The sequence below is a fragment of the Streptomyces klenkii genome (assembly GCF_003626645.1).
Lineage (GTDB): Bacteria > Actinomycetota > Actinomycetes > Streptomycetales > Streptomycetaceae > Streptomyces > Streptomyces klenkii.
Window position 1 is genome coordinate 341,409 of the sequence record NZ_RBAM01000007.1, and the last position, 22,041, is coordinate 363,449.

Genomic DNA, 22,041 nt, shown 5'->3' on the forward strand with positions numbered 1-22,041 from the left:
CCCTGTGTCATCCGGCCGCGCGGCTGATCCGCGCGCCCAGCTCGCGCAGGTGCTCCACCAGCTCCCGCGGCTCGTGGACGGTGAAGTCGCAGTCCAGCAGGGCCAGCCGCAGGGCCAGCCACTCCAGGGAGTCGGCGACCTCCAGGTCGAGCCGGCAGGTCATCGCGTCGATGGGCTGCGGGGCCCCGAGGTGCTGCGGGAGCCGCGCCGCGACGAACTCCGCGGGGGCCTGCACCGTCGCGACGACCCGGATCTTCGGCTGCATCCGGCCCAGCGAGCGGTTCATGAACTCGGCCGCGTTCGCCGCCGGCAGCTCGCGCGGGGCGAAGCGGGCGCCCGTGGCGAACGGCTCGCTGACCCGGTCGACGCGGAAGGTCCGCCAGTCGCCGCGGTCGATGTCGTAGGCGACCAGATACCAGCGGCGCCCGGTGCTCACCAGGCGGTGCGGCTCGACGAGCCGCTGCATCTCGGTGCCGTCCCCCTTGCGGTACGTGAAGCGCAGGCGCTCGTTGCCGGTGGCCGCCGAGGCCATGGTCGTCAGCGTCCGCGGGTCGACCGTGGCGCCGTCCCCGGAGGTGATCGGGACCGTGGCCGCTTGCAGGGCCGAGACCCGGTGGCGCAGCCGGGACGGCAGCACCTGTTCCAGCTTGGCGAGGGCCCGTACGGACGCCTCCTCGATGCCGTCGACGGCGTGCCCGGCGCCCGCCCGCAGGCCCACGGCGATGGCCACGGCCTCCTCGTCGTCGAGGACGAGGGGCGGCAGTGCGGCGCCGGCCGCGAGCCGGTAGCCGCCGACCGCGCCCATGGTGGCCTGCACGGGATAGCCGAGGTCCCGCAGCCGCTCGATGTCGCGCCGGATGGTGCGCGTGGTCACACCGAGCCGCTCGGCCAGCTCGCTGCCGGGCCACTCGCGGGGCGTCTGGAGCAGGGAGAGCAGGTTCAGCAGCCGTGCCGGAGTGTCGGTCATGACACCAGGGTGGCAGCGAAGTGGGACACAAGCTGTCCTATATGGGGTCTACGGTCGGGTCATACGCCGAAGCACACGCATCCCCTCCACCCCACTGAAAGGCCAGGTCCGTCCATGACCACCGATTCACCGCCCACCGACCGCCGCCGCTGGCTGGCGCTCGCGGTAGTGATGACCGCTTCCTTCATGGATCTGGTCGACGTCACGATCGTCAACATCGCGATGCCCAGCATCAAGCGCGACATCGACGCTTCGTTCAGCGTCCTCCAGTGGCTCAGCGAGGGTTACGCGCTGGCCTTCGCGATCGGCCTGATCACCGGTGGCCGGCTGGGCGACATCTACGGCCGCAAGAAGGTCTTCCTGCTGGGCATGGGCGGCTTCACGCTGGCCTCGATGCTGTGCGGCGTCGTCAGCGACCCGCAGCTGCTGGTCGGGGCGCGGGTGCTGCAAGGCCTGATGGGCGCCCTGATGGTGCCGCAGGTGCTGTCGATCATCCACGTCACGTTCCCCGCGCACGAGCGCGGCAAGGTCTTCGGCATGTTCGGCGCGATCATCGGCCTGGGCGCGGTCTCCGGTCCGCTGCTGGGCGCGCTGCTCACCCAGTGGAACCTCTTCGGCCTCGAATGGCGCCCGATCTTCCTGATCAACCTGCCGGTCGGCATCGCCGGCCTGCTCCTCGGCCAGCGCTTCATCACCGAGTCCAAGGCCCCGAAGGCCCTCAAGCTCGACCTCGTCGGCGTCGCCCTGGCCAGCGTCGGCCTGCTGATGCTGCTCTTCCCGCTCACCCAGGGCCGCGAGCACGACTGGCCGCTGTGGGGCTTCATATCCATGGGCGCGTCCCTGCTCGTCTTCGCCGCGTTCATCGCGTACGAGCGCCACAAGACCCGCAAGGACGGCTCGCCGCTGGTCGAGCTGTCGCTGTTCAAGGTCCGGAGCTTCACGGGCGGCGTCGGCGTCCAGCTGGTCTTCGGCATGACCACGGGCATCTTCTTCATGGTCTGGACGATGTACATGCAGATCGGCCTCGGCTGGTCCGCGCTGCGGGCGGGCCTGACCGGCATCCCGTTCTCGATCGCCGTCTCGGCGGCGGCCGGCATGTCCGTGCAGAAGCTCGTGCCGCGCTTCGGGCGCAAGGTGCTCTCGACGGGCGCGGTCGTGATGGCCGCCGGCGTCCTGATCTACATCTGGGAGGCGAAGCACTACGGCGCGGGCATCGAGTCCTGGCAGATGGCGCTCCCGCTCATCGTGATGGGCGCGGGCATGGGCCTGATCGTCTCCCCGATCACCGACGCGATCCTCTCCGAGGTCCCGCGCGAGCACGCCGGCTCGGCGTCCGGCCTGATCAACACCACGATGCAGCTCGGCAACGCGATCGGGCTCGGCCTGGTCTCCGTGGCCTTCTTCTCGGTCGTCGACGACGCGGACCCGCGGCGCGAGCCGGTGGCCGACATCTTCGGCGGCGCGTTCACCCACGCGATGTGGTGGGTCGCGGGCGGCCTGGTACTGGTCTTCGCACTGCTGTTCCTCCTCCCCAAGCGGCGGACGACGGAGGACGTCCCGGCGATGGAGCAGGAGCCGGAGGCGGAGCTGGCGGCGGCCTGAGCGGTCTCTTTCTGACCTCTGACGTGTGACGTGCCCTGGGCGGGCTGGATGCCATCCAGCCCGCCCAGGGCTTTTCCGCGTACCCCCGCCGCGTACCCCCGCCATGCGGCCCCACCGTGCGCGGAGTCATGCCGGGCCGGACGCCCCGCAGGGCGCGCATACCGCAGTATGCTCGCGTCATGGCGGATACGACACGCATCACGGTGACGCTGCCGACCGAGCAGGTCACCGAGCTGAGGAAGCTCACCGACAACGTCTCCGGTTATGTCGCCGAGGCGGTGGCGCGTCAGCTGCGGCACCAGCTGCTCGGCGCCGATTTGGAGCGTCACCAGGAGGAACACGGGGCCTTCACCGAGGAGGAACTGGCAGAGGCTCGCTCCAGGATCCTCGGGGTGACGGAGGCGGGCGGGTCGGCGAGCGCGGCGTGAACGAGCGCATCGAGACCGTCGTCCTGGACTCTCAAGGACTCTCCGCCTGGATCGCACAGGACCGCAAGATCCTCGCGATGTTCCAGGTGTTCCACGCCATGGGCGCTGATCTCGTCATCGGAGCCGACACCATCGTGGAAGTCAGCCACGCGCGGGTGAACGTGCCTCGGCTGCACCGGGTGCTCTCACGCGTCAAGGTCGAGCCGCTGACCGAGGACGCGGCGAAAGCGTCTGCGGAACTGCTCAAGACCGCAGGTCTGCACGGCCACAAATACGCGATCGACGCGACGGTCGCCGAGGCGGCACTGCGCCAGCCGGGTCCGGTGGCCGTACTCACCTCCGACGTCGATGACATGGCCCGGCTGTGCGGTGACCGCGTCCGGATCATCGGCATCTGAGGGGAGCACCGAAGGTCTTTCGGTTCCGGCCCTCAGGACGCGCGCCGGAAGGTGAGGACGACCCGGACGATCCCGCGCCGCGGACCTGTCCCGGTCGCTACGGTTGAGCCATGACCGCCTTGCCCGACTGGATGCGCCCGCCACGTGCGGAAGGCTGGTTCGCGGAGGACCTGGACCACCTGCCGGAAGCGCCGCGCCACACCGAGCTGGTCGATGGAGCCCTCGTCTTCATGATGTCGCCCCAGCGGTCGTGGCACGGCCGACTCGTCACGGCTCTGACCACGGCTCTCATGAGCCAGGCGCCGGGCGGCATCGAAGTCGAACGCGAGATGACCATCCGGCTCGACGCCCGCAACCGCCCGGAGCCGGGCCTCCTGGCGACCAGGGCGCCGTACGACCCCGATCGCACGTGGTACGACCCCGCCGACGTTCTTCTGGTCGTCGAAGTGGTCTCCCCCGAGTCCGCGCACCGCGACCGCACGGTCAAGCTCCGCAAGTACGCGGAGGCCGGAATCCCGCACTACTGGTGCGTCGAGGACGAGGACGGCCTTCCTGCCGTCCACGTCTACGAGCTGGATATCCCGACGGGCGCCTACGCCCCGGCCGGAATCTTCCGCCGGACATTGGAGCGCCCCGTGCCGTTCACGATCGGCCTCGACCTGGCCTCGCTCGTGCCGGCCAGGATCCGGCAGCCGGGCGCGTAGCCCTGCCATCTCCTATAGAAGATGGTCCGGGCCGTCCAGCCAGACGCGGGTTTGTCCATCCCGCCCGACGGTCAGCCCGAAGCGCTCGTAGCCGGGTCTTTCGTTGGCCTTCCACCACTGGTGTGCGGTCTCCGCTTCCTCCCAGAGCCGGCGCGGTCCGGACTGGTAGACCTTGGCCTCCTTCCGGCCGTCACGGAAGACGGCGACCGCCCATGACGTGTCGGACAGCCCGTAGAGCCATACGGCGCGCCGGCCGCCATCCCGCTCGCGGTCGGCGACGTGAGTGACGTCCCGTACGAGCAGGCCCATGACGAATCCGTCGAGGTCGGTCGCGGGCACCGACGTGAACGACACCTCCGCGCGGTCCATCGCCCCCGGCGGCACGTACGCCGCGTGCTGCCGCCGCACCAGCCGCTGCGCCCGCATCCGCATGAAGCCCACCGGTCGTGTGAAGGGCCCGGACGCGCTCCGGCCGTCCTCGTCGACGACCAGCCGCGCCGTGGCCTCCGCGGGCCCGTAGTACGTGCCCCAGGGGACGAGGATGATCCCGCCCGGCGCCGTCTGCTCGACCCACGCGTACGGGATGTCGCGCACGCCGCACGTGACGATGATCCGGTCGTACGGGGCGCGCTCGGGGAAGCCCAGGTACCCGTCGCGGTGCAGGACGCGGACCGGCAACCCGGCCCGCCGCAGCGCCGCCCTTGCGGTGGCGGCCACGACGCCGTCCACGTCCACGGTGACGACGTTCCCCGCCCCGAGCCGGTGCGCGAGCAGCGCCGCGTTCCAGCCCGTGCCCGTGCCGATCTCCAGCACCCGCTGCCCTTCGCGGACGTCCAGGTCCGCGAGCATGGAGAAGACGAGGCTCGGCATGGACGACGAGGAGCTGAACGACCTTCCCGGCTCGGGTCCGTTGTGGGCCCCGTCGTCCCACTGCGTGACGATGGGGCAGTCGGAGTCGGCGTACCTCTGCCACGCGTCCGGGGCGCGCGCCTTGTCCACTGTGCGGCTGCTGCCGGTTGCCATGTCGTGCGGCCACATCACGTCGGGCAGGAAGCCGGCCCGGCGTACGGCGTCGAAGGCGGGAACCCATGCGGGTTCGAGGGCGCCTGTGCCGAGGAGGAGACGGCGGAGTCCGTCCCGGCCGGGGTCCACGGCGGGCGCGGTCGGCGGCGTCACTTGCCGTGCGTCCCGCCGCCGGGAGGCGTCGACCCGTCCGGGGTCGGCTCGTCGGTCGGGGTCCACGGCTGCCCGGGGTGCCCGTCGCCGTCGTCCTGGGGCTTTCCGTGGCCGCCGGCCTGCGCGTACGGGGTGGTCGATCGGGCGCTCATCATCATGTGCTCCTCCGGTTGATCGGCGTGCTCCTGCTCGTGCTGCGCCCTCGCCTCCGAGAGTGCGATGACGTCGCCCCAGCGGCCGTCCCGCACGGCGGTCGCCCGCGCGAGGGTGAGCCGAATGCACGTCCTGCACAGGACGGTGCGCGTGGCAGGTGCTGCAGTCCTTGTGGTCATGCCCAGAACGTAGGGACGGCGGATGTGCGCCCGCCCGCCGATTGCGTGCGATTGCGCAGGGCTCTGCGCCGTTGCCAAGATTGTTCAGTCCGACGCCAGAGCGGTCCTGGCACGGGCGATCAAACGATGCGCTTGGGCGCCGGATACGGCAGACCGGTGAAGCCGGTCCCAGACCCGTCTGTACAAGGCGACGTCCTCATCCGACTCAAGGTGCAGTTCGGTATTGACGGTCTCGACGATCACGCGCCTGTCATCGAAGATCCAGAATCCGTGCTTCGGGGACAGCGCGAGTGGCGCGCCGAGCGGGATGATACTCAGGTGCACGCGATCCAGTCCGATCAGGCTGACGAGACGGTCGAGTTGTCCGGCCATGACCTCGCGGGGGCAGATCAGCGCGTGCAGCGCGCCCTCCCACACCATGACGTGGAAAGTACGGCCAGGCTGGTACAGCACCTCTTGCCGCTGCATGCGAGCCCGCACCGCTTCCTCGGTGTCCCTTGGCGATTGCATCAACTCGGCGTTGTGCAAGAGCAGGTTCCGGGCGTAGTCCGGGGTCTGGAAGAGACCGGGGATGACAGTAGCCTCGTATCCGCGCACCGTCGAGGTACTGCGGTACTCGACGACGTAGCGCTCTTGGACGCCGCGATGGCCGGAGGCGAGCTGCCGACGCCAGGACCGCTGTTGCGACTCCAGCCCCTTCAGCCGGGCCAGCAGGTCATCGGCCTCGCCGGGGGCTTCGGCCTCCCGTGCCCACGCCTTCAAGTCATCGTCGGTGGCGGTCTGTTTGCCGTGCTCCAGACGGGACACCTTGGAGCGCTGCCAGCCGAGACGGGCGGCCATGTCCTTTCCATTGAGGCCGGCCTCGGTGCGCAGCTCGCGCAGCCGCGCACCGAGGGCTACCCGGCCTGCCTGGAAATCGGTGCTCACACAGTCGAAGGTACCTGTGCCTGGAACTCGGTTGTGGCGATTGCGTAGTGCCAGGCCCTGTCCCGTGCCTGACAGGCCTGGACGACCGTCTCGGCGTCTTCGAGAACGTACACGCCGAGCGTCTCGTCCCGATCGTCGATGACGAACTTCATGACGATGCGGGAGTCGAACAGCCAGAAGTCGTAATCCGGCAGCCCAAGGCGATGAGCCTCGGCTCGGTACATGTTCCGGATGTCCTCGCCCGCCTCGACGTTGCCCAGGCCGGAGGCCAGAAGGAAGCGCTGGCCTTCGGTCGGCGGGTCATCGACGAGTCGAACTCGTTCGAATCGCTTGCCTTGCTCGGTCTGCCGCCGAACACTGGTGTGCCACGGGTTGTCCGAGTTGTAGCTGAATGCTTCCCCGCGCTGGAACCGTCCCCAGCTGGGGCTCAACCGGTCCGAGGCGTACCCGCGCTGGGTTTCCAGACGCCATGCGGTGTGCTCGAATTCCTCGAAGAGGTGTGCGACCTCCTCGAACGGGATCAGCTCGGCCACGTCACTCCTCGGGTGCGAAACGGATCAGTAGCTCGCGCGGGACCACGACGAATGTCTCGGAGCCCTTGACGTCCCGCAGCTGATCGAGGTGCTGGGGGTCGACGAGGCGCTCGCCTTGAACGACGATGTCGCCCGTCTCCTCGACTTCGTACAGGGTGGGGCAGTTCCCGTGCTCGGAGGTCGTGCCCAGGAATCTGAGCGCCATGACCACATCCCTTCGCGGTAGATGCTGAGATCACAGCATGCTGGCCCCTGCCGCGGCGCGAAGCCCGTTTGCCGAACATTGCGCGACTTCCCAAGTCCGGTGTCGATTGCGCGCAATCCCTGAGCTCCGGGCCGCGGGGGTCGGATCCCGAGTGCTTTTTCTGAGGAATGGGTGGTGGGCTCAACCCGCCCTCCCTCCCAACCCCGCCTATACCACGGTCCGTTCACTTTCGGTGATCGGGTTGCGACATCCTGTCGCCGCGCTCTAGCGTTCGCAGCAACAAACAACCCCGGTCAGGTGCTGGAACACCTGCCGGGGTTTGACCATCGAGATCGACAACGGTAGGAACCGATCCCCATGGCTGACGCCGACCTTAGCGCTGCCCCGCGCCCCCCGCACCCCCACCCCTCCGCCGTCCGCGGCTACGGCAAGCGCACCGCACCCGATCAAGCCCCCCGCCGACGCGACGACTTCGCTCATCTCCGGGCCCGCGAAGCCTCCATCGCCGCCTTTATTGACCGGCTCCCCGACGGGGCCGCGATGGATGCGAAGACCCTGGCCGCCCACCTCGCCGACTACGGGCAGGCCGCCTGCCGGACCGCCCTGCGGCGGCTTTCGGAGGCCGGGCATTTGCGGCGGGTGACGGAGCGGATCAAGGGTGACAGTGGTAGCTGGCACTGGGTTACTCGGACCTACTTCTCCCGTACCGCCCGGGATGACGCCTGGTGGGGCGCCCTCCTGGCTGACGGCCTTCCGCCTCGGCCCGTCGATGACCGGCCCGCTCCCCGCCCGCCCCGGCGGGCCCGCTCCCGGGCTTACCTCCTCCTCGCCGGGGTCGGTCGCGTCGACCCCCGTATGACGCTCTCCGCGGCCGAGTGCCAGGCCCTCGAAGGGCTCGTCCGGCAATGGCTGGATCTCGGTGCCGACGACGAGGAAGTCGTACGGGCCCTCACCGGCGGACTGCCGCCGGAAGTGCACAGCGCCGGGGCGCTCGCCCGGCGGCGGCTCACGGACAAGATGCCGCCCGAACGGGCGCCCGCACCGTCCCCGCACCGCCCCCTCCGCATCCTTGAGTGCACCGTCTGCCGCACCCCCGGCCGCCCCGAAGCGCTTCCCGGTGGGCTCTGCCGGGACTGCCGGGGTGAGAGTCCTGCCGATCACCGGCCCGATCCGGCCGCCGTCCGGGAGCGGGCCGACGGCATTCGGCGGCTGGTGAGGGCCGCCGCGCGGGCCACCACCCTTCCCTCGTAACCCAGCGTCACCACCCACCCACACATTGTCTGATTTGACGACCCCCGCACCCCCTCCGCATCATTCCACTAACACGTTAGTGAAACGAGGGTGCCGAATGATCGCGTTCCGGATCGACCGGCGCAGCGGTGTGGCCACCTACCTCCAGCTCGTTCACCAGGTCAGGCAGGCGCTCCGGCTGGGAGTGCTGGAGCCGGGGGACCGGTTGCCGACGGCCAGGGAAGTGGTGGAGGCCGTCGCCGTGAACCCCAACACCGTGCTCCGGGCCTACCGGGAGCTGGAGCGCGAGGGGCTGGTGGAGCCGCGGCCGGGGCGGGGCACGTTCGTGCGGCGGTCCCTGGCGCGGCCCGCCGCGGCCGCGGATTCGCCGCTGCGGGCCGAGGCCGCCGCCTGGGTGGGCCGGGCCCGCGCGGCCGGACTGGAGCGGGAGGACATCGCGGCGCTCGCCGCCTCCGTCCTCGACGACTCCTTTCCGCCCCCCGAGCCACCACCTCCCTTCATCCCGGCCCCCCGGCCACCGCAGACGCACACGCACACGCAGGAGGAAGACACGTGACCGACGACCCCACCACCGCCTTGCGGGCGACCCGCCTGGGGCGGAGGTTCCGCGGTGGCTGGGCCCTGCGCGACTGCGACTTCGCGCTTCCCGCCGGCCGGATCACCGCTCTCGTCGGCCCGAACGGCGCGGGCAAGAGCACGCTGTTCCACCTCGCCACCGGCCTGCTCCGGCCGACCTCCGGCGAGCTGCGCGTCTTCGGCGCCGAACCGGGCACCCCGGCGGCCCGCGACCGCACCGCGTTCCTCGCCCAGGACAAGCCGCTCTACCCCCGCTTCACCGTGGACGACACGCTCCGCTTCGGCCGCGAGCTCAACAGCGACTGGGACCAGGCCTCCGCCGAACGCATCGTGCGGGCGGGCAACATCTCCCTCGACGCCCGCGTCGGCGCCCTCTCGCAGGGCCAGGCCACCCGCGTCGCCCTCGCGCTCGCCTTCGGCAAGCGCCCCGACCTGCTGCTCCTGGACGAACCGCTCGCGGACCTCGACCCGCTGGTCCGCATCGAGGCCATGGGCCTGGTCATGGCCGAGGTCGCCGACCGCGGCACCACCGTCGTCATGTCCTCCCACGTGCTCTCCGAGCTGGAGAACGCCTGCGACCACGTCCTGCTGCTCAAGCACGGCGCCGTGCGCCTCGACGGCGACGCCCAGCGGCTGTGCGACAGCCACCTCCGGATCACCGGGCTCGCCGACCCGGCCACGGACGACGGGCTTCCGCCGGACGTCGACCGCGCCGGCGTCGTCGAGGCCACCCTCACCGGGCGGCAGGTGCACGCCCTCCTCCGTCACAGCGACTGGTCCCCGGGCGCCCCGTGGATCGTCGAGAACCCCTCCCTGGAAGATCTCTTGCTCGCGTACCTGCGCTCCGACAGCACGCCCGGCACCTCCAGCACGTCCGCCGAGGCCGCCGCATGAAGGGAACCCTCTGGCTCGCCTGGCGCCAGCAGCGCGCCCTGATCCTGACCGGCGCCGCCCTCCTCCTCGCCGTCACGGCCTGGGTCGTCGTCATGCGTACCGGCATGACCGGCTTCATCAGCAGCCACCACATCCCCACCTCCACCTGCAAGGGCTGGGACGGCGACTGCGAGAGCGAAGCCGCCCGCACGCTGCTGGACGACTACAACGGCCCCCTGCGCGCCCTCGGCAGCCTGAGCACCGCCCTGCCCGTCCTGATCGGCATCTTCTGGGGCGCGCCGCTCCTCGGCCGCGAACTGGAGAGCGGTACGTGGAAGCTCGCGCTCACCCAGGGCGTCGGCATCGGCCGCTGGTTCACCACCCGTTACGCCCTCGCCGCCGCCTGCACGGTGCTCGGCTCGGCCGTCCTCGCCGCGCTCGTCGCCTGGTGGTGGTCGCCGGTCTCCAACATGCTCAACGGCCTCTATTGGCACGACGGCTACATCTTCAACGCCACCGGCCCCGCCGCCATCGCCTGCGCCCTCTTCGGCCTCGCCGCCGGCACGGCCGCCGGCCTGCTGATCCGGCGCACACTGCCCGCGATGGCCGCGGTGCTCGGCGCCGTCGTCGCCGTCCGGTTCGCGCTCAACAGCTTCCGCTCCGACTGGATCTCGCCCCAGCTGTGGATCAGCCAGGGCGACGCGCCCCGCCGGGAGGTCGGCAGCGGCTGGTCGACCGGCGAGTTCGGCTTCGTCGACGCCGCGGGCCGCAGGCACGCCATCGCGGACGCCTGCCCGTGGGGCGAGGGCCTGCCCGACCTCAAGACGTGCATGGCCCAGAAGGGCTTCACCGGCCGCTACCGCACGGTCTACCCCAGCAGCGACTTCTGGACCTTCCAGTGGATCGAGACCGGCATATTCCTCGGCCTCGCCGCCGTGCTGACGGTCCTCATCGCCTACGTCCTGCGCCGCCGCCTCCTCTGAGCCTTGCCGCCTTGCCGCCTTGCGGCCTTACGGCCCCGTCCCGCCCCGCGTGTCCCGCCACGTCCGCCAACCCCCTACGGAGGTCCCGCCCGTGTCCTCGCGCAAAGCAGCCGCCCTGCTCAAGAACCGCAGCAACCTCTCCCACAAGGTCCGCTACGCGGTGACCCACCCCGCCCGCATCGCCCCGTACCTCAAGCGCACCGCCCGCGACGGCTGGCTGCGCCTGAAGCACCCCGACCACGTCGGCTACTACCGCGCCGTGATGGCCTCCGACACCGCCCGCAACCCCGAGGCCGCCGTCGGCAGCAAGACCCACGACCGCTGGCTCGCCCTCGGCAAGATGCAGTTCGACTACCTCACCGAGCACGGCCTGGCCCCGCGCCACCGCATGCTCGACATCGGCTGCGGCAACCTCCGGGCCGGCCGGCTCTTCATCGACTACCTCGACGCCGGCCACTACTACGGCATCGACATCTCGCCCGACATCCTCATCTCCGCCAAGCGCACCCTCACCACGTACGGGCTCCAGGAGAAGCTCCCGCACCTCACCATCACCCAGAACCTCACCCTCGACTTCCTCCCCGACGCGCACTTCGACGTCGTCCACGCCCACAGCGTCTTCTCGCACTCGCCCGTCGAGGTCATCGAGGAGTGCCTGGCGCACGTCGGCCGGATCCTCGCGCCCGGCGGCTTCTTCGACTTCACGTTCGACCGTACGGAGGGCGCGGAGCACCAGGTGCTCCGCGAGGACTTCTACTACCGCACCGGCACGCTCATCGCCCTCGCCGAGAAGCACGGGCTGCGGGCCCGCTTCATGGACGACTGGGAGAAGCGGCCGCACGGCCAGTCGAAGATCCGGGTGAGTCTGCCCGAGTGAGCGCGGGGTGCGGTGGGAACCTCGCTTCGTGAGCGATCAGACCCCCACCGCGCCCATGCCCTCCGGGCGGGAACCCGGCCAGGAATCCCACCACGAGCCCCACGAGGGCTCCCTCGGCAACCGCCTCAACCGGCTGCGGGCCGCCGTCCTCGGCGCCAACGACGGCGTGGTCTCGACGGCCGGCCTCGTCGTCGGCGTCGCCGGCGCCACGGACTCCCGCGGCACGCTGCTGACCGCCGGGCTCGCCGGACTGCTGGCCGGATCCATGTCCATGGCCGCCGGCGAGTACGTGTCGGTGAGCACCCAGCGCGACTCCGAACAGGCCGCGCTCGCCCTCGAACGGTGCGAGCTCGCTGTCGCGCCGCAGGCGGAACTCGACGAGCTCACCGGCCTCCTCGAAGGCAAGGGGCTCACCCATGACCTCGCCCGCGAGGTCGCCGAGCAGCTCACCGAGCACGATGCGCTGCGCGCGCACGCCGAGGTCGAGCTCGGGATCGATCCCGACGAGCTCACCAGTCCCTGGCAGGCCGCCGGGGCGAGCTTCCTCGCCTTCACAGCCGGGTCGCTGCTGCCGCTGCTCGCCATCGTGCTCCCGCCTCCGTACGTACGGCTGCCGGTCACTGTGGTGGCGGTGCTCGCCGCGCTCGTGGTGTGCGGGTGGGGGAGTGCGCGGATGGGGGATGCGCCGGTGGGGCGGGCGATGCTGCGGAACGCCGCGGGCGGTGCGCTGGCGATGGCGGTCACCTACGCGGCGGGGTCCCTGCTGGGGGCGGCCGGGGTGTGACACGGGCTCTGACATGGGCCCTGGGCGGGCGGCGTCGCCCGCCCAGGGCCGTGAAGCGCTCAGACCTCGATGCCGCCCCCGTTGAGGGTGATGAGGCAGATCCCCGACTCGGCGTGGCCGGCCGGACCCTGCGGTGCCGCGTCCGGCAGTTCCTCCAGGGCGTAGTGGAGCTGTTCGAAGGACTCCAGGGATTCCATGTCGGCCATTTTCGTCTCCTTTGTTCCGGTGTCCGGGTGTTCCGGTCTTCATGCCTGCTGCGGACTACGCATCCGTCCACATGCGCGGCTCGCCGTGTCGCAGCCGCAGCAGGAACGCCAGCGCTCCCGCGGTGCCGGTCCCGTACGCGGCGGCGGAGCCGTGGCCGGTCTCGTCGAGGGTCACCAGGAGCCCGCCGGGGGTGATGGTGCTGCGGGCCGCCAGCAGGGCCGCGACTGCCCGGGCTCCGGCGTGGAAGCGGGCCGAGCCGGTGGCGCGGGCGAGGTCGAGCAGGAACTCGCCGTCCCCGGCCAGCCCGTGACAGGCCGCGGTCGTACCGCGCCAGCGGGCGCGCAGCACCGCTTCCCCGGCCGCGAGGGCGAGTTCGAGGGCGCGCGCGTCACCCGTGGCCTGCCAGAGCCGGACGAGGAAGGTGCCCACGCCGGACGAGCCGCCGCACCAGTGAGCCGACGGGGCGGTCGGGGCCGGAGTGTCCGTACGCTCGGGCCACCAGGCGGCGCCCCCGTGCGGTCCGTCGTCCCTGCGCGCCGTCGCCGCCAGCGTGCCGCCCGCCCGTACCGCCGCCTCCAGGAACGCGCCCTCGCCGGTGGCCTCCGCCGCCGCCAGCAGGAAGGCGCCGATGCCGGCGACCCCGTGTGCGTACCCGAGATACGTGCCGCCGGCGAACGCGGAGTCGAAGCCCTCCGGCACCGGCCACTCCAGCCCGTGCGGGGTGCGGCGCGCGGCGGCGAGCAGCCCTCGTGCGCAGGCCCCGGCCCGGCCGGTCGCCAGCCGCAGGTGCATGAGCCCCGCGCCCGCCGCGCCGTGGCACACGTCCGGCTGGGGCCCGCGCACGGGCAGGGCGCGGGCGAGGGCGCCGGCGTACGCGGCGAGGCCGTCGTCCGCCAGGAGGCCGGCGGCGTCACACAGGGCCCACGCCGTGCCTGCCCGGCCGAAGTACAGGCCCGGCAGGCGGGCGGGGTCGGCGGCCGTCCGCCGGACGATCCAGTCGGCGGCCGCCCGCGCGGTCGTACGGGCGGAGGCGCGTACGTCCGCGGGCAGCGTGCCGGTGGCGGCGGCGCGGACGAGGACGCCCAGGACACCGGCCGCCCCGTGCTGGATGTTGCACGGGTCGGTACGCAGCCCGCCGGGTGTGGTGGGCCACAGGCGCTCGGGGCTGCGGGGTCGGGCGGTGGCGGCGAGGTGGGCGACACCGTCGCAGAGGAGGCGGCCGAGCAGGGCGTCGGACAGAGCGCCGGACAAGCCCTCGGACAGAGCCTCAGGCGAGGCCTCGGGCGGGGCGTCCTGGACGACGTCGGGCGAGGCCTTGGGCAGGGGGTTCTGTACCGCAGCGGGCAAGGCCCCGGGAGAGGCTTCCGGTACGGCGCCCGGCGAGGCCCCGCCGGCACCGGTCACCGGCCCCCGCGGCCCCGCCGTGACGCGGTTCCGCGCCCCGCCGCAGGGCCGCGGCCCCACCCAGCGGAGCTCCGCCCTCGCGTGCGGCAGTGGCATCCGGCTTCCCCGTGCTGTGCTCCTAAGGCCGTTGATCAGGGGTGTCAGGCGTCGCGCCGCCTCCCCTTCGCGCGCTGTGAGCCGCAGCCATCCGTGGGGGACGCCGCCCGCCGCGTCCGGCGGCGGAGGGTCGTGGCCGGTGGCGAGCAGGAACAGCAGGCCGCCGAGGGCGAACAAGTCGTCCCGCGGGTCGGCGTCCGTTCCCCTTCCCGGCGCCCGGTAGCCCGGCGTGCCCGCAAGGCCCACCGCCTCGCCCGCCCGCGCCGCCGACTCCAGGTCGATGAGCCGCAGACCGCCGTCGGGCCGCACGATCACATTGCCCGGCGCGAGGTCCCCGACGGCCACCCCGGCTCCGTGCACGGCCTCCACCAGCGCGAACAGCGCCTCCACGAGGGGCGCGGCCACCGGCCAGGGCACGCCGGGGCGGCCGTCCCCGCCGCGGTCCTGCTGCCGCGTCACTTCCGTCACCCGGCAGCACAGCGCTGTACCGGGCACCTTCTCGCGGACGAGGAAGACCTGGCCTTCCCGCTCGATGAGTTCCAGGAGACGGGGCGTGAGCCCCGGGGCCGCTCGTGTCAGCACGTCCGCCGTCTCCGCTTCGTGGCGCAGGGCGGTGCACGCGTCACGCCCCGAGCCGTCCACCTCGATGTGCGCGAGGGCCTGCTTGACCACGACCTCCTCGCCGGTCATCGTGTCCGTCCCGGCGTAGACGCCGCCCCGGGTCGAGCGCCGGAGGGCGCCGGTGAGGGCGTAGCGCCCGGCGAGGAGCGAGGGCGGCCCCGGCCCGGCGGGCGGCCCCGGGCCGAGCGGGTCGGCGGCCCACGGCGGCGGGCGGAAGCGCGGCCCGCGGACGTCCTCTGTCCGCTGCCCGCCGGGCGCGGTGAGCATCGTCCGGTACAGGCCGTCGGGGCTGAGCTCGGGGCGGCCGGCGAAGGCCCCGTAGCGGTAGTGCACGCGGCTGCCGGGCCGGTAGGGCCGGTCGGAGAGGACGGCCGGGCCGGGCAGCCCGGCCGTGGCCGCGTGCAGGGCCTCGGCCAGCGCGAGGAAGCTGTCGTCGTCGGCGGGGTAGAGGGTGATGAACTTGCCCGCCGAACCGCGCTCGCAGTTCCGTGAGTTGACGCCCGCGAGCTGCGCGGGTCCCGCCGCGAACTTGAAGGCGCACCGCGCCCCGGCGACGACCCCCGCCACCCGGTGCAGGACCTCGGCGCCCGCGCCGGTCGCCGCGCTCACGTGGATCTTCCAGCCTTGGGTGCGCGGTACGTGGAGGGGCGGGCGCGCCGTCGCCCACAAGTCGCCCACGGACACCTGCCATTCGCCCCCGGGCATCTGCCGCGCGGGCTCACCGGTGCCCTCCAGAGCCGTGACCACCGCGCCCACGAAAGCGTTCTCGCTCATGACGGGAAAATGCCCATGGGGCAAACCGACTCGCCCACAGCGACGAGTTGTTCATCCGAACGAGTGAGGGCTTCCGGTGTCTGTTCGCCGCTCAGTCGTACAGCTCCCCGTACGACGGGAAGACCCCTCCCGGGCCGTCCACCGACTCCGCTGCCAGCACTCCCTTTGCCACCGCGCGCGTTACTACGTCCGCTCCCGCCGCCAGGATTTCGTTCACCGCGCCCGCCGCCAGCAGCGTGGCCGTGTCGCCGAAGACGTCTTCGGCGATCAGGGGGCGGTCGCCCGTGGCCAGGGCGAAGACCGTGTCGCCGTCGTTGAGCAGGTGCACCGGGCGGATGGCGCGGGCCAGGCCGTCGTGGGCCGTGCCGGCGAGCTTCTGGGCCTGGGCGCGGGTCAGTTCGGCGTCGGTGGCGACGACCACCAGCGTGGTGTTGAGCGGCGGCCGCACCGACGCGGCCGAGCGCTTGGCGGACTCCTCCCGGGCCGCGGCCAGCCGCTCCTGCGCGGCTGCATGGCGGTCCGCCGACGGATATTCGACCCGGCCCTCGTAGAACTGTCCGTACAGGACGCCCGTCGCCGGATCGGCCGCCGAACCCGCGGCGTTGACGACCGCCAGCGCCGCGACCGTCGTCCCCGAGGGCAGCACGGCGCTCGCCGTGCCGACTCCGCCCTTCATGCCGCCGGCCACCGCGCCCGTGCCCGCGCCGACGTTGCCCTGCGCGACGGGCGCCCCCACGTCCTCGCGGGCCGCGGCCTCGGCGGCCTCGCGGCCCAGGGCGGCGTCCGGGCGGGCCCGCCAGTCGCCGCCGCGGCCGAGGTCGAAGAGGGCGGCGGCGGGGACGACCGGGACGACCTGCGCGGGGTCGGGGCCGACGCGGAAGCCGCGGCCGCAGTCCTCCAGCCAGGCCACCACGCCGGACGCGGCGTCCAGTCCGTACGCGCTGCCGCCGGAGAGGACGACCGCCTCCACGCGCTGGACGAGGTTGCGCGGGTCGAGGGCGTCGGTCTCGCGGGTGCCGGGGCCGCCGCCGCGCACGTCCACCGCGGCCACGGCGCCGCCTTCCGCGGTGAGGATGACGGTGGTGCCGGTGAGCGCGCCGGGGCCGGTGCGACGGGCGTGTCCCACGCGGATGCCGGGGACGTCGGTGAGCGCGTCCATGGGCCCGCGGGCGGGTACAGCGGCTGCATTCGTCATACAGCCATGCGTATCACGCCTCTGCGAGCGGCGGGTTCTTTGTGGACAACCAGACCCCCACCGCCACCGTCACCGACGCCACCAGCCCCGTCAGCAACACCGCGCCGCCACCCGCGAACGTGCAGGCCAGAATGGCCAGTGCGGACAACGGGAGCACCAACTGCTGGGCCGTGCCCCGCTTGTAGTGCCGGGAGTGGAACAGCCAGACCAGGAACATGAACAGCGCGCCGGGGACCGTCACCGCGCCCGACGCCGCGAACGTGGAGACGTGCGCCTTGCCGACGGCCTCCTCGACCGCCACCTCGATGCCGGCGCCGATCGCCGCCGCCGACGCGAACACGAAGTAGTGCCCGTAGCCCCACAGGAACGACTGCCGGTTGGACGCCAGGTGCTGGTGGATGGGGACGGCGAAGTAGATCCAGAACGCGGCGAAGATCAACAGCAGGCCGCCCGCCGCCATCGGCAGCAGCTCGCCCAGCGCCTCGCTCTCCTCCAGCGCCGACTGCACGGCCACCGTGGCCGCCGAGACCGTCTCGCCCAGCACGATGATGGTGAACAGCCCGTACCGCTCGGCGATGTGGTGCGGGTGCCAGGCCGTCTGCCAGTGCCGCTCGGCGAACATCGGCACGGCCAGCTCCGCGCAGGCCATCGCCAGGAACACCCACGGCTTGGCCCGGTCCGGCAGGAACAGCAGGCCCAGCCAGCCCACCTGGCACAGCGAGACCCCGGCCGCGTACTTCAGCGCGGTCCGCCGCTCCGCGCCCCGCGTGGAGCACGCGGCCCGCAGCCACTGCGACACCAGCGCCAGCCGCATCACCAGATAGCCGAACCACACCACCGAGAAGTCGCTGTGGTCGAAGGCGCGCGGAATGCCCGCCGACAGGATCAGTACGCCGGTGATCTGGATCAAGGTCACCACGCGGTAGAGGACGTCGTCCGTGTCGTACGCGGACGCGAACCACGTGAAGTTCAGCCACGCCAGCCAGATGGCGAAGAACGCCATCAGATAGCCGGGCACGCCCTGTGCCGCGTGTCCCTCGGCGAGCGCGTGCACCAGCTCGCGGCCCGCGACGGCCACCGCGACCACGAAGCACAGGTCGAAGAAGAGCTCCAGCGGCGTGGCCGCCCGGTGCTCCTCCTCGCGCCCGCGGCCCGCCATCCGCCGCAGCACGGGTCCGCCGTGCGGCGGGGCGGGGCCGCCTCCCGGCGGGGGTGCGTCCTCGCTCATACGGCGATTCTCACCGGGCGCGGGGTCGCTCGCGCGGCGGAGGAGTGCGTACGGGTTCGCCCGCGCGGCGGAGCGGTACGCACGGGGTCCCGCCCGGTCCGGCACCGCCGATTCACGTACGGGGTGGTTGCTCGCCGTGGGGCGGGGACATCTCCGGGGGAGCGGGTACGGGGTGCGCCCGGTCCGGCACCGCCGGTCCGTGCCGTCGTGGGTCTCGCCGTGGTGGCGGGGACGGCTTTCCGCCGTGACGGCGAGCGCCCCGCGGAATCCGTGGTCAGCGCGGCCGGGGCAGTCGCTGCACGACCCGTACCCTGGGCGTATGAGTGACACCGCCCCCGAGGCCGCCGCGCAGCCCGCCCCGCGGCCGCGCAACCCCGCAGCCGCGGCCCTGATCTTCGACGACCCGCTGGCGCAGCAGTCCTCGGACGACACCGACCGCGGCTGGGGCGACCGGCCGGCCGGCGGCGGCGGGTCCGCCGCGGACCTCGCCCGCTTCCTGGACGAGAAGCCCCCGCACCACATCTGAGCCGCACCACACCCGACGGGCGCCGGCGGCTACCTCTGCGCCGGGACCGTCTCCGAGCCCGGCTCGCGCCGCTGCTCCACGAGCGCGTCGCGGATCTGGGCGAGCAGCTCCAGCTCGGTCTCCTTGGCCGGGGCGGCCGGCTGCCGCGCCGCCTGCCGGTCCTGCCAGCGCTTCATGGGCAGCAGCATCAGGAAGTAGACGACCGCGGCCGTGATGAGGAACGTGAGGCTCGCGCTGAGCACCGAGCCCCACTGGATGAAGACGCCCTTGGTGACCTCACCGGCCGCGTTCTTGACGCAGGGGCCCTTCAGGCAGGATGCGTAGTGGTCGAGGTCCTTCGTGCCGAAGGCCCCCACCACGGGGTTGATCACGCCCTTGACCACCGAGTTCACGATGTTCGTGAACGCGGCGCCGATGACGACGGCGACGGCGAGGTCTATGACGTTGCCCCGCATGAGGAACGCCTTGAATCCGCCGAGGATCCCTGTCTTCGTCGTCGTCACTGCACAGCCCTTTCGCTCCTGTCTCCGGCCGAATGTCCCGGAACTTCCGGAATAGAGGATTCCACATCGGCCGGGGACACCGTCGTCAAGGCAGTTCGATACCCAGGTCCCAGCCCTTGTGCGCGTCCGCGCACAGGCAGTTGCGCTCCTTGGTCTCCGGCAGCGCGGTCACGGCCGCGAAGAGCACCTCGCGCAGCCGGCCCACGTTCTCCCCGAAGACCCGCATGACCTCGTCGTGCGAGACGCCCTCGCCGCTCTCGGCGCCCGCGTCCAGGTCCGTGACCAGCGCCATCGAGGTGTAGCAGAGCTCCAGCTCGCGGGCGAGGACGGCCTCGGGGTGCCCGGTCATGCCGACGACCGACCAGCCCTGGGCGGCGTGCCAGCGCGACTCGGCGCGCGTGGAGAAGCGCGGCCCCTCTATGACGACCATCGTGCCGCCGTCCACCACCGGCTCCCAGCCCTTGCCGCGCGCCACCGCGACCGCCACCGCGCGGCCGGTGGGGCAGTAGGGGTCGGCGAAGCTGGTGTGGACGACGTTGGGCACCCGGCCGTCGGGCAGCATCTCGCCGTCGAAGAAGGACTGCGCCCGTGCCTTCGTGCGGTCCACGAGCTGGTCCGGCACGACGAGCGTGCCCGGACCGTACTGCGGCTGGAGCCCGCCGACCGCGCACGGGGCGAGGACCTGGCGCACGCCGAGCGAGCGCAGGGCCCACAGGTTGGCCCGGTAGTTGATGCGGTGGGGCGGCAGGTGGTGGCCGCGGCCGTGGCGGGGGAGGAAGGCGACCCGGCGCCCGGCGAGCTCGCCGACGAAGACGGAGTCGCTCGGCGATCCGTACGGGGTCATCACCGTGACCTCGGTCACGTCCTCCAGGAAGGAGTAGAAGCCCGACCCCCCGATGACGCCGATGTCCGCCCGCGCGCTCTGCATTTCGACCATGGACGTCACCCTAACGGCGGTGGCCCGTACGCCACAGGGCCCTTCACCGCCGTACGGGATCCGTAAGGGATCCGCAGGGAGATGAAGGGCCCTGTGGGGAAAGCGCGGGACGGCCTCAGGCGGCCGACGAGCCGGTGGCGGCAGGCGCCGACGACTTCGACTCGCTGCTCTTCGCGGCCGGAGCCGCGGTCGAGGTGCTCGACGACGAGGACGACGAAGAAGACGACGAGGACTTCGCGGGCGAGCTGCTGGACGACGAGCCGCGGCTGTCGTTCCGGTAGAAGCCGGAGCCCTTGAAGACGATGCCGACCGCAGAGAAGACCTTCTTCAGGCGCCCCTCGCAGCTGGGGCACTCGGTCAAGGCGTCATCGGTGAACTTCTGCACCGCCTCGAGGCCCTCGCCGCACTCGGTGCACTGGTACTGGTAAGTCGGCACTTGCTCCTCCTGGCACTCTCACTCATTGAGTGCTAACGACGCTCCATAGTGCAGTATTCCGGTCCGTCAGTCCACCGATACCGGCTCACGGTGACCGACCCCACGTGCCGCGACGACCGACTCCGAGCGCGGAGTCAGCGCCTTGCGCATCGCCAGCAGGACCAGCAGCGCGACCGCCGTGCCGCCCAGCGGCACCAGGAAACCGGCGCTCGCGTCGTGGGCGTCGATCAGCCGGCCGCCCACGGTCGCACCGGCCGCCTGGCCGAGGCCGACGGCGCCGGTGAGCCACGTGAACGCCTCGGTGCGGGCGCCCGCCGGGACCAGCTTCTCCACCAGCGTGTAGCCGGTGATCAGCGAGGGCGCGATGCACAGGCCCACCAGCATGCCCAGGGCACCCAGCAGGACCATGTGGTGCGCCGCCCACAGCGGGGTCGTGGCCAGCACCAGCAGCGGGAAGCCCAGCAGCAGGCGGCGCTGCGGGCTCAGCTTCCAGGCGATGACGCCGCAGGCGATGCCGGCGATCATGTTCCCGGCCGCGAAGGCGCCGTACATCAGGCCGTTGAGGCCCGGCTCGCCCATCTCCTTGGTGAAGGCGGTCATCGAGACCTGCATGCCGCCGAAGACGGTGCCGATGCCCAGCATGACGACCGCCAGCACCCGCACGCCCGGCACGGACAGCGCGGAGACGCGCTCGCCCGCGCCCGCACCGGCGGCCCCGCGGCTCGCCTGCGGCTGCGTGCGCCGCTGCGAGGCGAACAGCAGACCGCCGGCCAGCGTCAGCGCGGCCTCCGCGACCAGGCCGGCGGCCGGGTGGACGCCGGTGCACAGCGCCGTGGCCAGCACCGGGCCGATCACGAAGGTGAACTCGTCGGTGACGGACTCGAAGGCCGCCGCCGTCGACATCAGCGGGGAACCGTCCAGCTTGGCGGCCCAGCGGGCCCGGACCATCGGGCCGATCTGCGGGGTCGACGCACCGGCCGGCACCGCGGCCACCAGCAGCGCCCACAGGGGCGCGTCCGACAGCGCGAGCACGGTCAGCAGCGAGATCGCCGCCGCGTGCACGATGACGCCGGGGATCAGGACCGCGGACTGGCCGAAGCGGTCCGCGAGCTTGCCGCCCTGCGGCGCGAACAGGGCCATCGCCACGCCCGCGGTCGCCGAGACGGTGCCCGCGGTGCCGTAGGAGCCGGTGGTGTCGTTGACCAGCAGCAGGATGCCGATGGTCAGCATGGCGAACGGCTGCCGGGCCAGGAAGCCCGGCAGCAGGAACGTCCACGCGCCGGGGGTGCGCAGCAGCTGCCCGTATCCGGGCCGTTCGTTGACCGTGGATGCCACGGCCCAGGCCTTTCCGCCGCCTGGTAGCGCGCCACCGGAACGGCAAGCCGCCACGGAGCGCGCCGAGAGCTGTCCTCTCGCGCAGGACCGTGGTAGATGCCTTCCGGCCGCCTCTTGCGACCGCGGCCGCCGTGCGGTCGCGCCAGCCCTGCATCAGGCAGAG

25 protein-coding genes are annotated in these 22,041 nt (G+C 72.3%); 11 read left to right on the top strand and 14 right to left on the bottom strand.

Going from position 1 to position 22,041, the window contains the following annotated elements; translation table 11 throughout:
• Positions 1-7: 7 nt before the first annotated feature.
• Positions 8-967 (bottom strand): helix-turn-helix transcriptional regulator, encoded by a 960-nt coding sequence (locus tag D7231_RS19160; RefSeq protein ID WP_120756676.1) that lies wholly within the window; start codon positions 965-967, stop codon positions 8-10.
• Positions 968-1,081: 114 nt separating this feature from the next.
• Here D7231_RS19160 and D7231_RS19165 point away from each other — a divergent pair, with 114 nt between their 5' ends.
• The 4 genes from D7231_RS19165 to D7231_RS19180 all read left to right on the top strand — a co-directional run bounded on the left by D7231_RS19165 (position 1,082) and on the right by D7231_RS19180 (position 4,099).
• Positions 1,082-2,569 carry an MFS transporter gene (locus D7231_RS19165; protein ID WP_120756677.1) on the top strand — a complete coding sequence of 496 codons (1,488 nt, stop codon included), beginning with the start codon at positions 1,082-1,084 and terminating at the stop codon, positions 2,567-2,569.
• Between the two features lie 179 nt (positions 2,570-2,748).
• Positions 2,749-2,997, top strand: coding sequence for a hypothetical protein (locus D7231_RS19170; RefSeq protein WP_120756827.1), 249 nt, complete (start codon positions 2,749-2,751; stop codon positions 2,995-2,997).
• The gene (locus D7231_RS19175; protein WP_120756678.1) at positions 2,994-3,395 is read left to right on the top strand and encodes a DNA-binding protein; all 402 of its coding nucleotides are present in this window, start codon (positions 2,994-2,996) and stop codon (positions 3,393-3,395) included. Before D7231_RS19170 ends, D7231_RS19175 begins: the two co-directional genes overlap by 4 nt.
• 110 nt (positions 3,396-3,505) lie before the next feature.
• Complete coding sequence (locus D7231_RS19180; RefSeq protein WP_120756679.1) at positions 3,506-4,099, top strand: Uma2 family endonuclease; 594 nt, start codon at positions 3,506-3,508, stop codon at positions 4,097-4,099.
• Positions 4,100-4,111: 12 nt separating this feature from the next.
• Here D7231_RS19180 and D7231_RS19185 read toward each other — a convergent pair whose 3' ends face one another.
• The 5 genes from D7231_RS19185 to D7231_RS19205 form a co-directional block, all read right to left on the bottom strand.
• Positions 4,112-5,275, bottom strand: coding sequence for a methyltransferase domain-containing protein (locus tag D7231_RS19185; RefSeq protein WP_241999793.1), 1,164 nt, complete (start codon positions 5,273-5,275; stop codon positions 4,112-4,114).
• Complete coding sequence (locus D7231_RS19190) at positions 5,272-5,607, bottom strand: hypothetical protein (protein WP_147449763.1); 336 nt, start codon at positions 5,605-5,607, stop codon at positions 5,272-5,274. Before D7231_RS19190 ends, D7231_RS19185 begins: the two co-directional genes overlap by 4 nt.
• A gap of 84 nt (positions 5,608-5,691) precedes the next feature.
• Positions 5,692-6,534 (bottom strand): helix-turn-helix domain-containing protein, encoded by an 843-nt coding sequence (locus tag D7231_RS19195; protein WP_120756681.1) that lies wholly within the window; start codon positions 6,532-6,534, stop codon positions 5,692-5,694.
• Positions 6,531-7,067, bottom strand: a complete 537-nt coding sequence (locus D7231_RS19200) for a DUF6879 family protein (RefSeq protein ID WP_120756682.1) — start codon at positions 7,065-7,067, stop codon at positions 6,531-6,533. The genes D7231_RS19195 and D7231_RS19200 overlap by 4 nt, the downstream gene beginning before the upstream one ends.
• A gap of 1 nt (position 7,068) precedes the next feature.
• A complete protein-coding gene (locus D7231_RS19205) occupies positions 7,069-7,272 on the bottom strand; it encodes a hypothetical protein (protein ID WP_120756683.1) in 204 nt (67 codons plus the stop codon).
• Positions 7,273-7,629: 357 nt separating this feature from the next.
• Here D7231_RS19205 and D7231_RS19210 point away from each other — a divergent pair, with 357 nt between their 5' ends.
• The 6 genes from D7231_RS19210 to D7231_RS19235 all read left to right on the top strand — a co-directional run bounded on the left by D7231_RS19210 (position 7,630) and on the right by D7231_RS19235 (position 12,616).
• Positions 7,630-8,523, top strand: coding sequence for a hypothetical protein (locus D7231_RS19210; RefSeq protein WP_120756684.1), 894 nt, complete (start codon positions 7,630-7,632; stop codon positions 8,521-8,523).
• A gap of 97 nt (positions 8,524-8,620) precedes the next feature.
• On the top strand, positions 8,621-9,079 hold the full coding sequence (locus D7231_RS19215; protein WP_120756685.1) for a GntR family transcriptional regulator: 459 nt from the start codon (positions 8,621-8,623) through the stop codon (positions 9,077-9,079).
• Positions 9,076-9,993, top strand: a complete 918-nt coding sequence (locus D7231_RS19220) for an ATP-binding cassette domain-containing protein (protein ID WP_120756686.1) — start codon at positions 9,076-9,078, stop codon at positions 9,991-9,993. The genes D7231_RS19215 and D7231_RS19220 overlap by 4 nt, the downstream gene beginning before the upstream one ends.
• The gene (locus tag D7231_RS19225; protein WP_120756687.1) at positions 9,990-10,955 is read left to right on the top strand and encodes an ABC transporter permease subunit; all 966 of its coding nucleotides are present in this window, start codon (positions 9,990-9,992) and stop codon (positions 10,953-10,955) included. The genes D7231_RS19220 and D7231_RS19225 overlap by 4 nt, the downstream gene beginning before the upstream one ends.
• A 91-nt stretch (positions 10,956-11,046) precedes the next feature.
• Positions 11,047-11,832 (top strand): class I SAM-dependent DNA methyltransferase, encoded by a 786-nt coding sequence (locus D7231_RS19230; protein WP_120756688.1) that lies wholly within the window; start codon positions 11,047-11,049, stop codon positions 11,830-11,832.
• A gap of 55 nt (positions 11,833-11,887) precedes the next feature.
• Positions 11,888-12,616 (top strand): VIT1/CCC1 transporter family protein, encoded by a 729-nt coding sequence (locus tag D7231_RS19235; RefSeq protein ID WP_120756689.1) that lies wholly within the window; start codon positions 11,888-11,890, stop codon positions 12,614-12,616.
• Between the two features lie 59 nt (positions 12,617-12,675).
• Here the strand turns inward: D7231_RS19235 and D7231_RS36555 are convergent, their stop codons facing one another.
• From D7231_RS36555 to D7231_RS19250, 4 genes are all read right to left on the bottom strand, one after another.
• Positions 12,676-12,822: a hypothetical protein gene (locus D7231_RS36555; protein WP_158673784.1), complete on the bottom strand. Its 147-nt coding sequence runs from the start codon at positions 12,820-12,822 to the stop codon at positions 12,676-12,678.
• A 55-nt stretch (positions 12,823-12,877) separates the two neighbouring features.
• Positions 12,878-15,718 carry a class IV lanthionine synthetase LanL gene (gene lanL, locus D7231_RS19240; RefSeq protein WP_147449764.1) on the bottom strand — a complete coding sequence of 947 codons (2,841 nt, stop codon included), beginning with the start codon at positions 15,716-15,718 and terminating at the stop codon, positions 12,878-12,880.
• A 91-nt stretch (positions 15,719-15,809) separates the two neighbouring features.
• Positions 15,810-16,913 (bottom strand): P1 family peptidase, encoded by a 1,104-nt coding sequence (locus D7231_RS19245; RefSeq protein ID WP_199739411.1) that lies wholly within the window; start codon positions 16,911-16,913, stop codon positions 15,810-15,812.
• A gap of 13 nt (positions 16,914-16,926) precedes the next feature.
• The gene (locus D7231_RS19250; RefSeq protein ID WP_120756692.1) at positions 16,927-18,141 is read right to left on the bottom strand and encodes a low temperature requirement protein A; all 1,215 of its coding nucleotides are present in this window, start codon (positions 18,139-18,141) and stop codon (positions 16,927-16,929) included.
• Between the two features lie 319 nt (positions 18,142-18,460).
• On the opposite strand from D7231_RS19250, the gene D7231_RS19255 reads away from it, so the two are divergent.
• Positions 18,461-18,667: a hypothetical protein gene (locus tag D7231_RS19255; RefSeq protein WP_120756693.1), complete on the top strand. Its 207-nt coding sequence runs from the start codon at positions 18,461-18,463 to the stop codon at positions 18,665-18,667.
• Positions 18,668-18,696: 29 nt separating this feature from the next.
• Here D7231_RS19255 and mscL read toward each other — a convergent pair whose 3' ends face one another.
• The 4 genes from mscL to D7231_RS19275 all read right to left on the bottom strand — a co-directional run bounded on the left by mscL (position 18,697) and on the right by D7231_RS19275 (position 21,878).
• Positions 18,697-19,170, bottom strand: a complete 474-nt coding sequence (gene mscL / locus D7231_RS19260; RefSeq protein WP_120756694.1) for a large conductance mechanosensitive channel protein MscL — start codon at positions 19,168-19,170, stop codon at positions 18,697-18,699.
• A gap of 85 nt (positions 19,171-19,255) precedes the next feature.
• Positions 19,256-20,107, bottom strand: coding sequence for an S-methyl-5'-thioadenosine phosphorylase (locus tag D7231_RS19265; protein WP_194959971.1), 852 nt, complete (start codon positions 20,105-20,107; stop codon positions 19,256-19,258).
• 115 nt (positions 20,108-20,222) lie between these two features.
• Positions 20,223-20,543: an FmdB family zinc ribbon protein gene (locus D7231_RS19270; RefSeq protein ID WP_120756695.1), complete on the bottom strand. Its 321-nt coding sequence runs from the start codon at positions 20,541-20,543 to the stop codon at positions 20,223-20,225.
• 66 nt (positions 20,544-20,609) lie between these two features.
• Positions 20,610-21,878 (bottom strand): MFS transporter, encoded by a 1,269-nt coding sequence (locus tag D7231_RS19275; protein ID WP_120756696.1) that lies wholly within the window; start codon positions 21,876-21,878, stop codon positions 20,610-20,612.
• Positions 21,879-22,041: the final 163 nt, after the last annotated feature.

Bases quoted from the DNA above. Each gene is read 5' to 3' on its own strand.
- D7231_RS19160 (WP_120756676.1), bottom strand. From the start codon at position 967: ATGACCGACACTCCGGCACGGCTGCTGAACCTGCTCTCCCTGCTCCAG.
- D7231_RS19165 (WP_120756677.1), top strand. From the start codon at position 1,082: ATGACCACCGATTCACCGCCCACCGACCGCCGCCGCTGGCTGGCGCTC.
- D7231_RS19170 (WP_120756827.1), top strand. From the start codon at position 2,749: ATGGCGGATACGACACGCATCACGGTGACGCTGCCGACCGAGCAGGTC.
- D7231_RS19180 (WP_120756679.1), top strand. From the start codon at position 3,506: ATGACCGCCTTGCCCGACTGGATGCGCCCGCCACGTGCGGAAGGCTGG.
- D7231_RS19190 (WP_147449763.1), bottom strand. From the start codon at position 5,607: ATGACCACAAGGACTGCAGCACCTGCCACGCGCACCGTCCTGTGCAGG.
- D7231_RS19205 (WP_120756683.1), bottom strand. From the start codon at position 7,272: ATGGCGCTCAGATTCCTGGGCACGACCTCCGAGCACGGGAACTGCCCC.
- D7231_RS19210 (WP_120756684.1), top strand. From the start codon at position 7,630: ATGGCTGACGCCGACCTTAGCGCTGCCCCGCGCCCCCCGCACCCCCAC.
- D7231_RS19215 (WP_120756685.1), top strand. From the start codon at position 8,621: ATGATCGCGTTCCGGATCGACCGGCGCAGCGGTGTGGCCACCTACCTC.
- D7231_RS19225 (WP_120756687.1), top strand. From the start codon at position 9,990: ATGAAGGGAACCCTCTGGCTCGCCTGGCGCCAGCAGCGCGCCCTGATC.
- D7231_RS19235 (WP_120756689.1), top strand. From the start codon at position 11,888: ATGCCCTCCGGGCGGGAACCCGGCCAGGAATCCCACCACGAGCCCCAC.
- D7231_RS36555 (WP_158673784.1), bottom strand. From the start codon at position 12,822: ATGGCCGACATGGAATCCCTGGAGTCCTTCGAACAGCTCCACTACGCC.
- lanL (WP_147449764.1), bottom strand. From the start codon at position 15,718: ATGAGCGAGAACGCTTTCGTGGGCGCGGTGGTCACGGCTCTGGAGGGC.
- D7231_RS19245 (WP_199739411.1), bottom strand. From the start codon at position 16,913: ATGACGAATGCAGCCGCTGTACCCGCCCGCGGGCCCATGGACGCGCTC.
- D7231_RS19250 (WP_120756692.1), bottom strand. From the start codon at position 18,141: ATGAGCGAGGACGCACCCCCGCCGGGAGGCGGCCCCGCCCCGCCGCAC.
- D7231_RS19255 (WP_120756693.1), top strand. From the start codon at position 18,461: ATGAGTGACACCGCCCCCGAGGCCGCCGCGCAGCCCGCCCCGCGGCCG.
- D7231_RS19265 (WP_194959971.1), bottom strand. From the start codon at position 20,107: ATGGTCGAAATGCAGAGCGCGCGGGCGGACATCGGCGTCATCGGGGGG.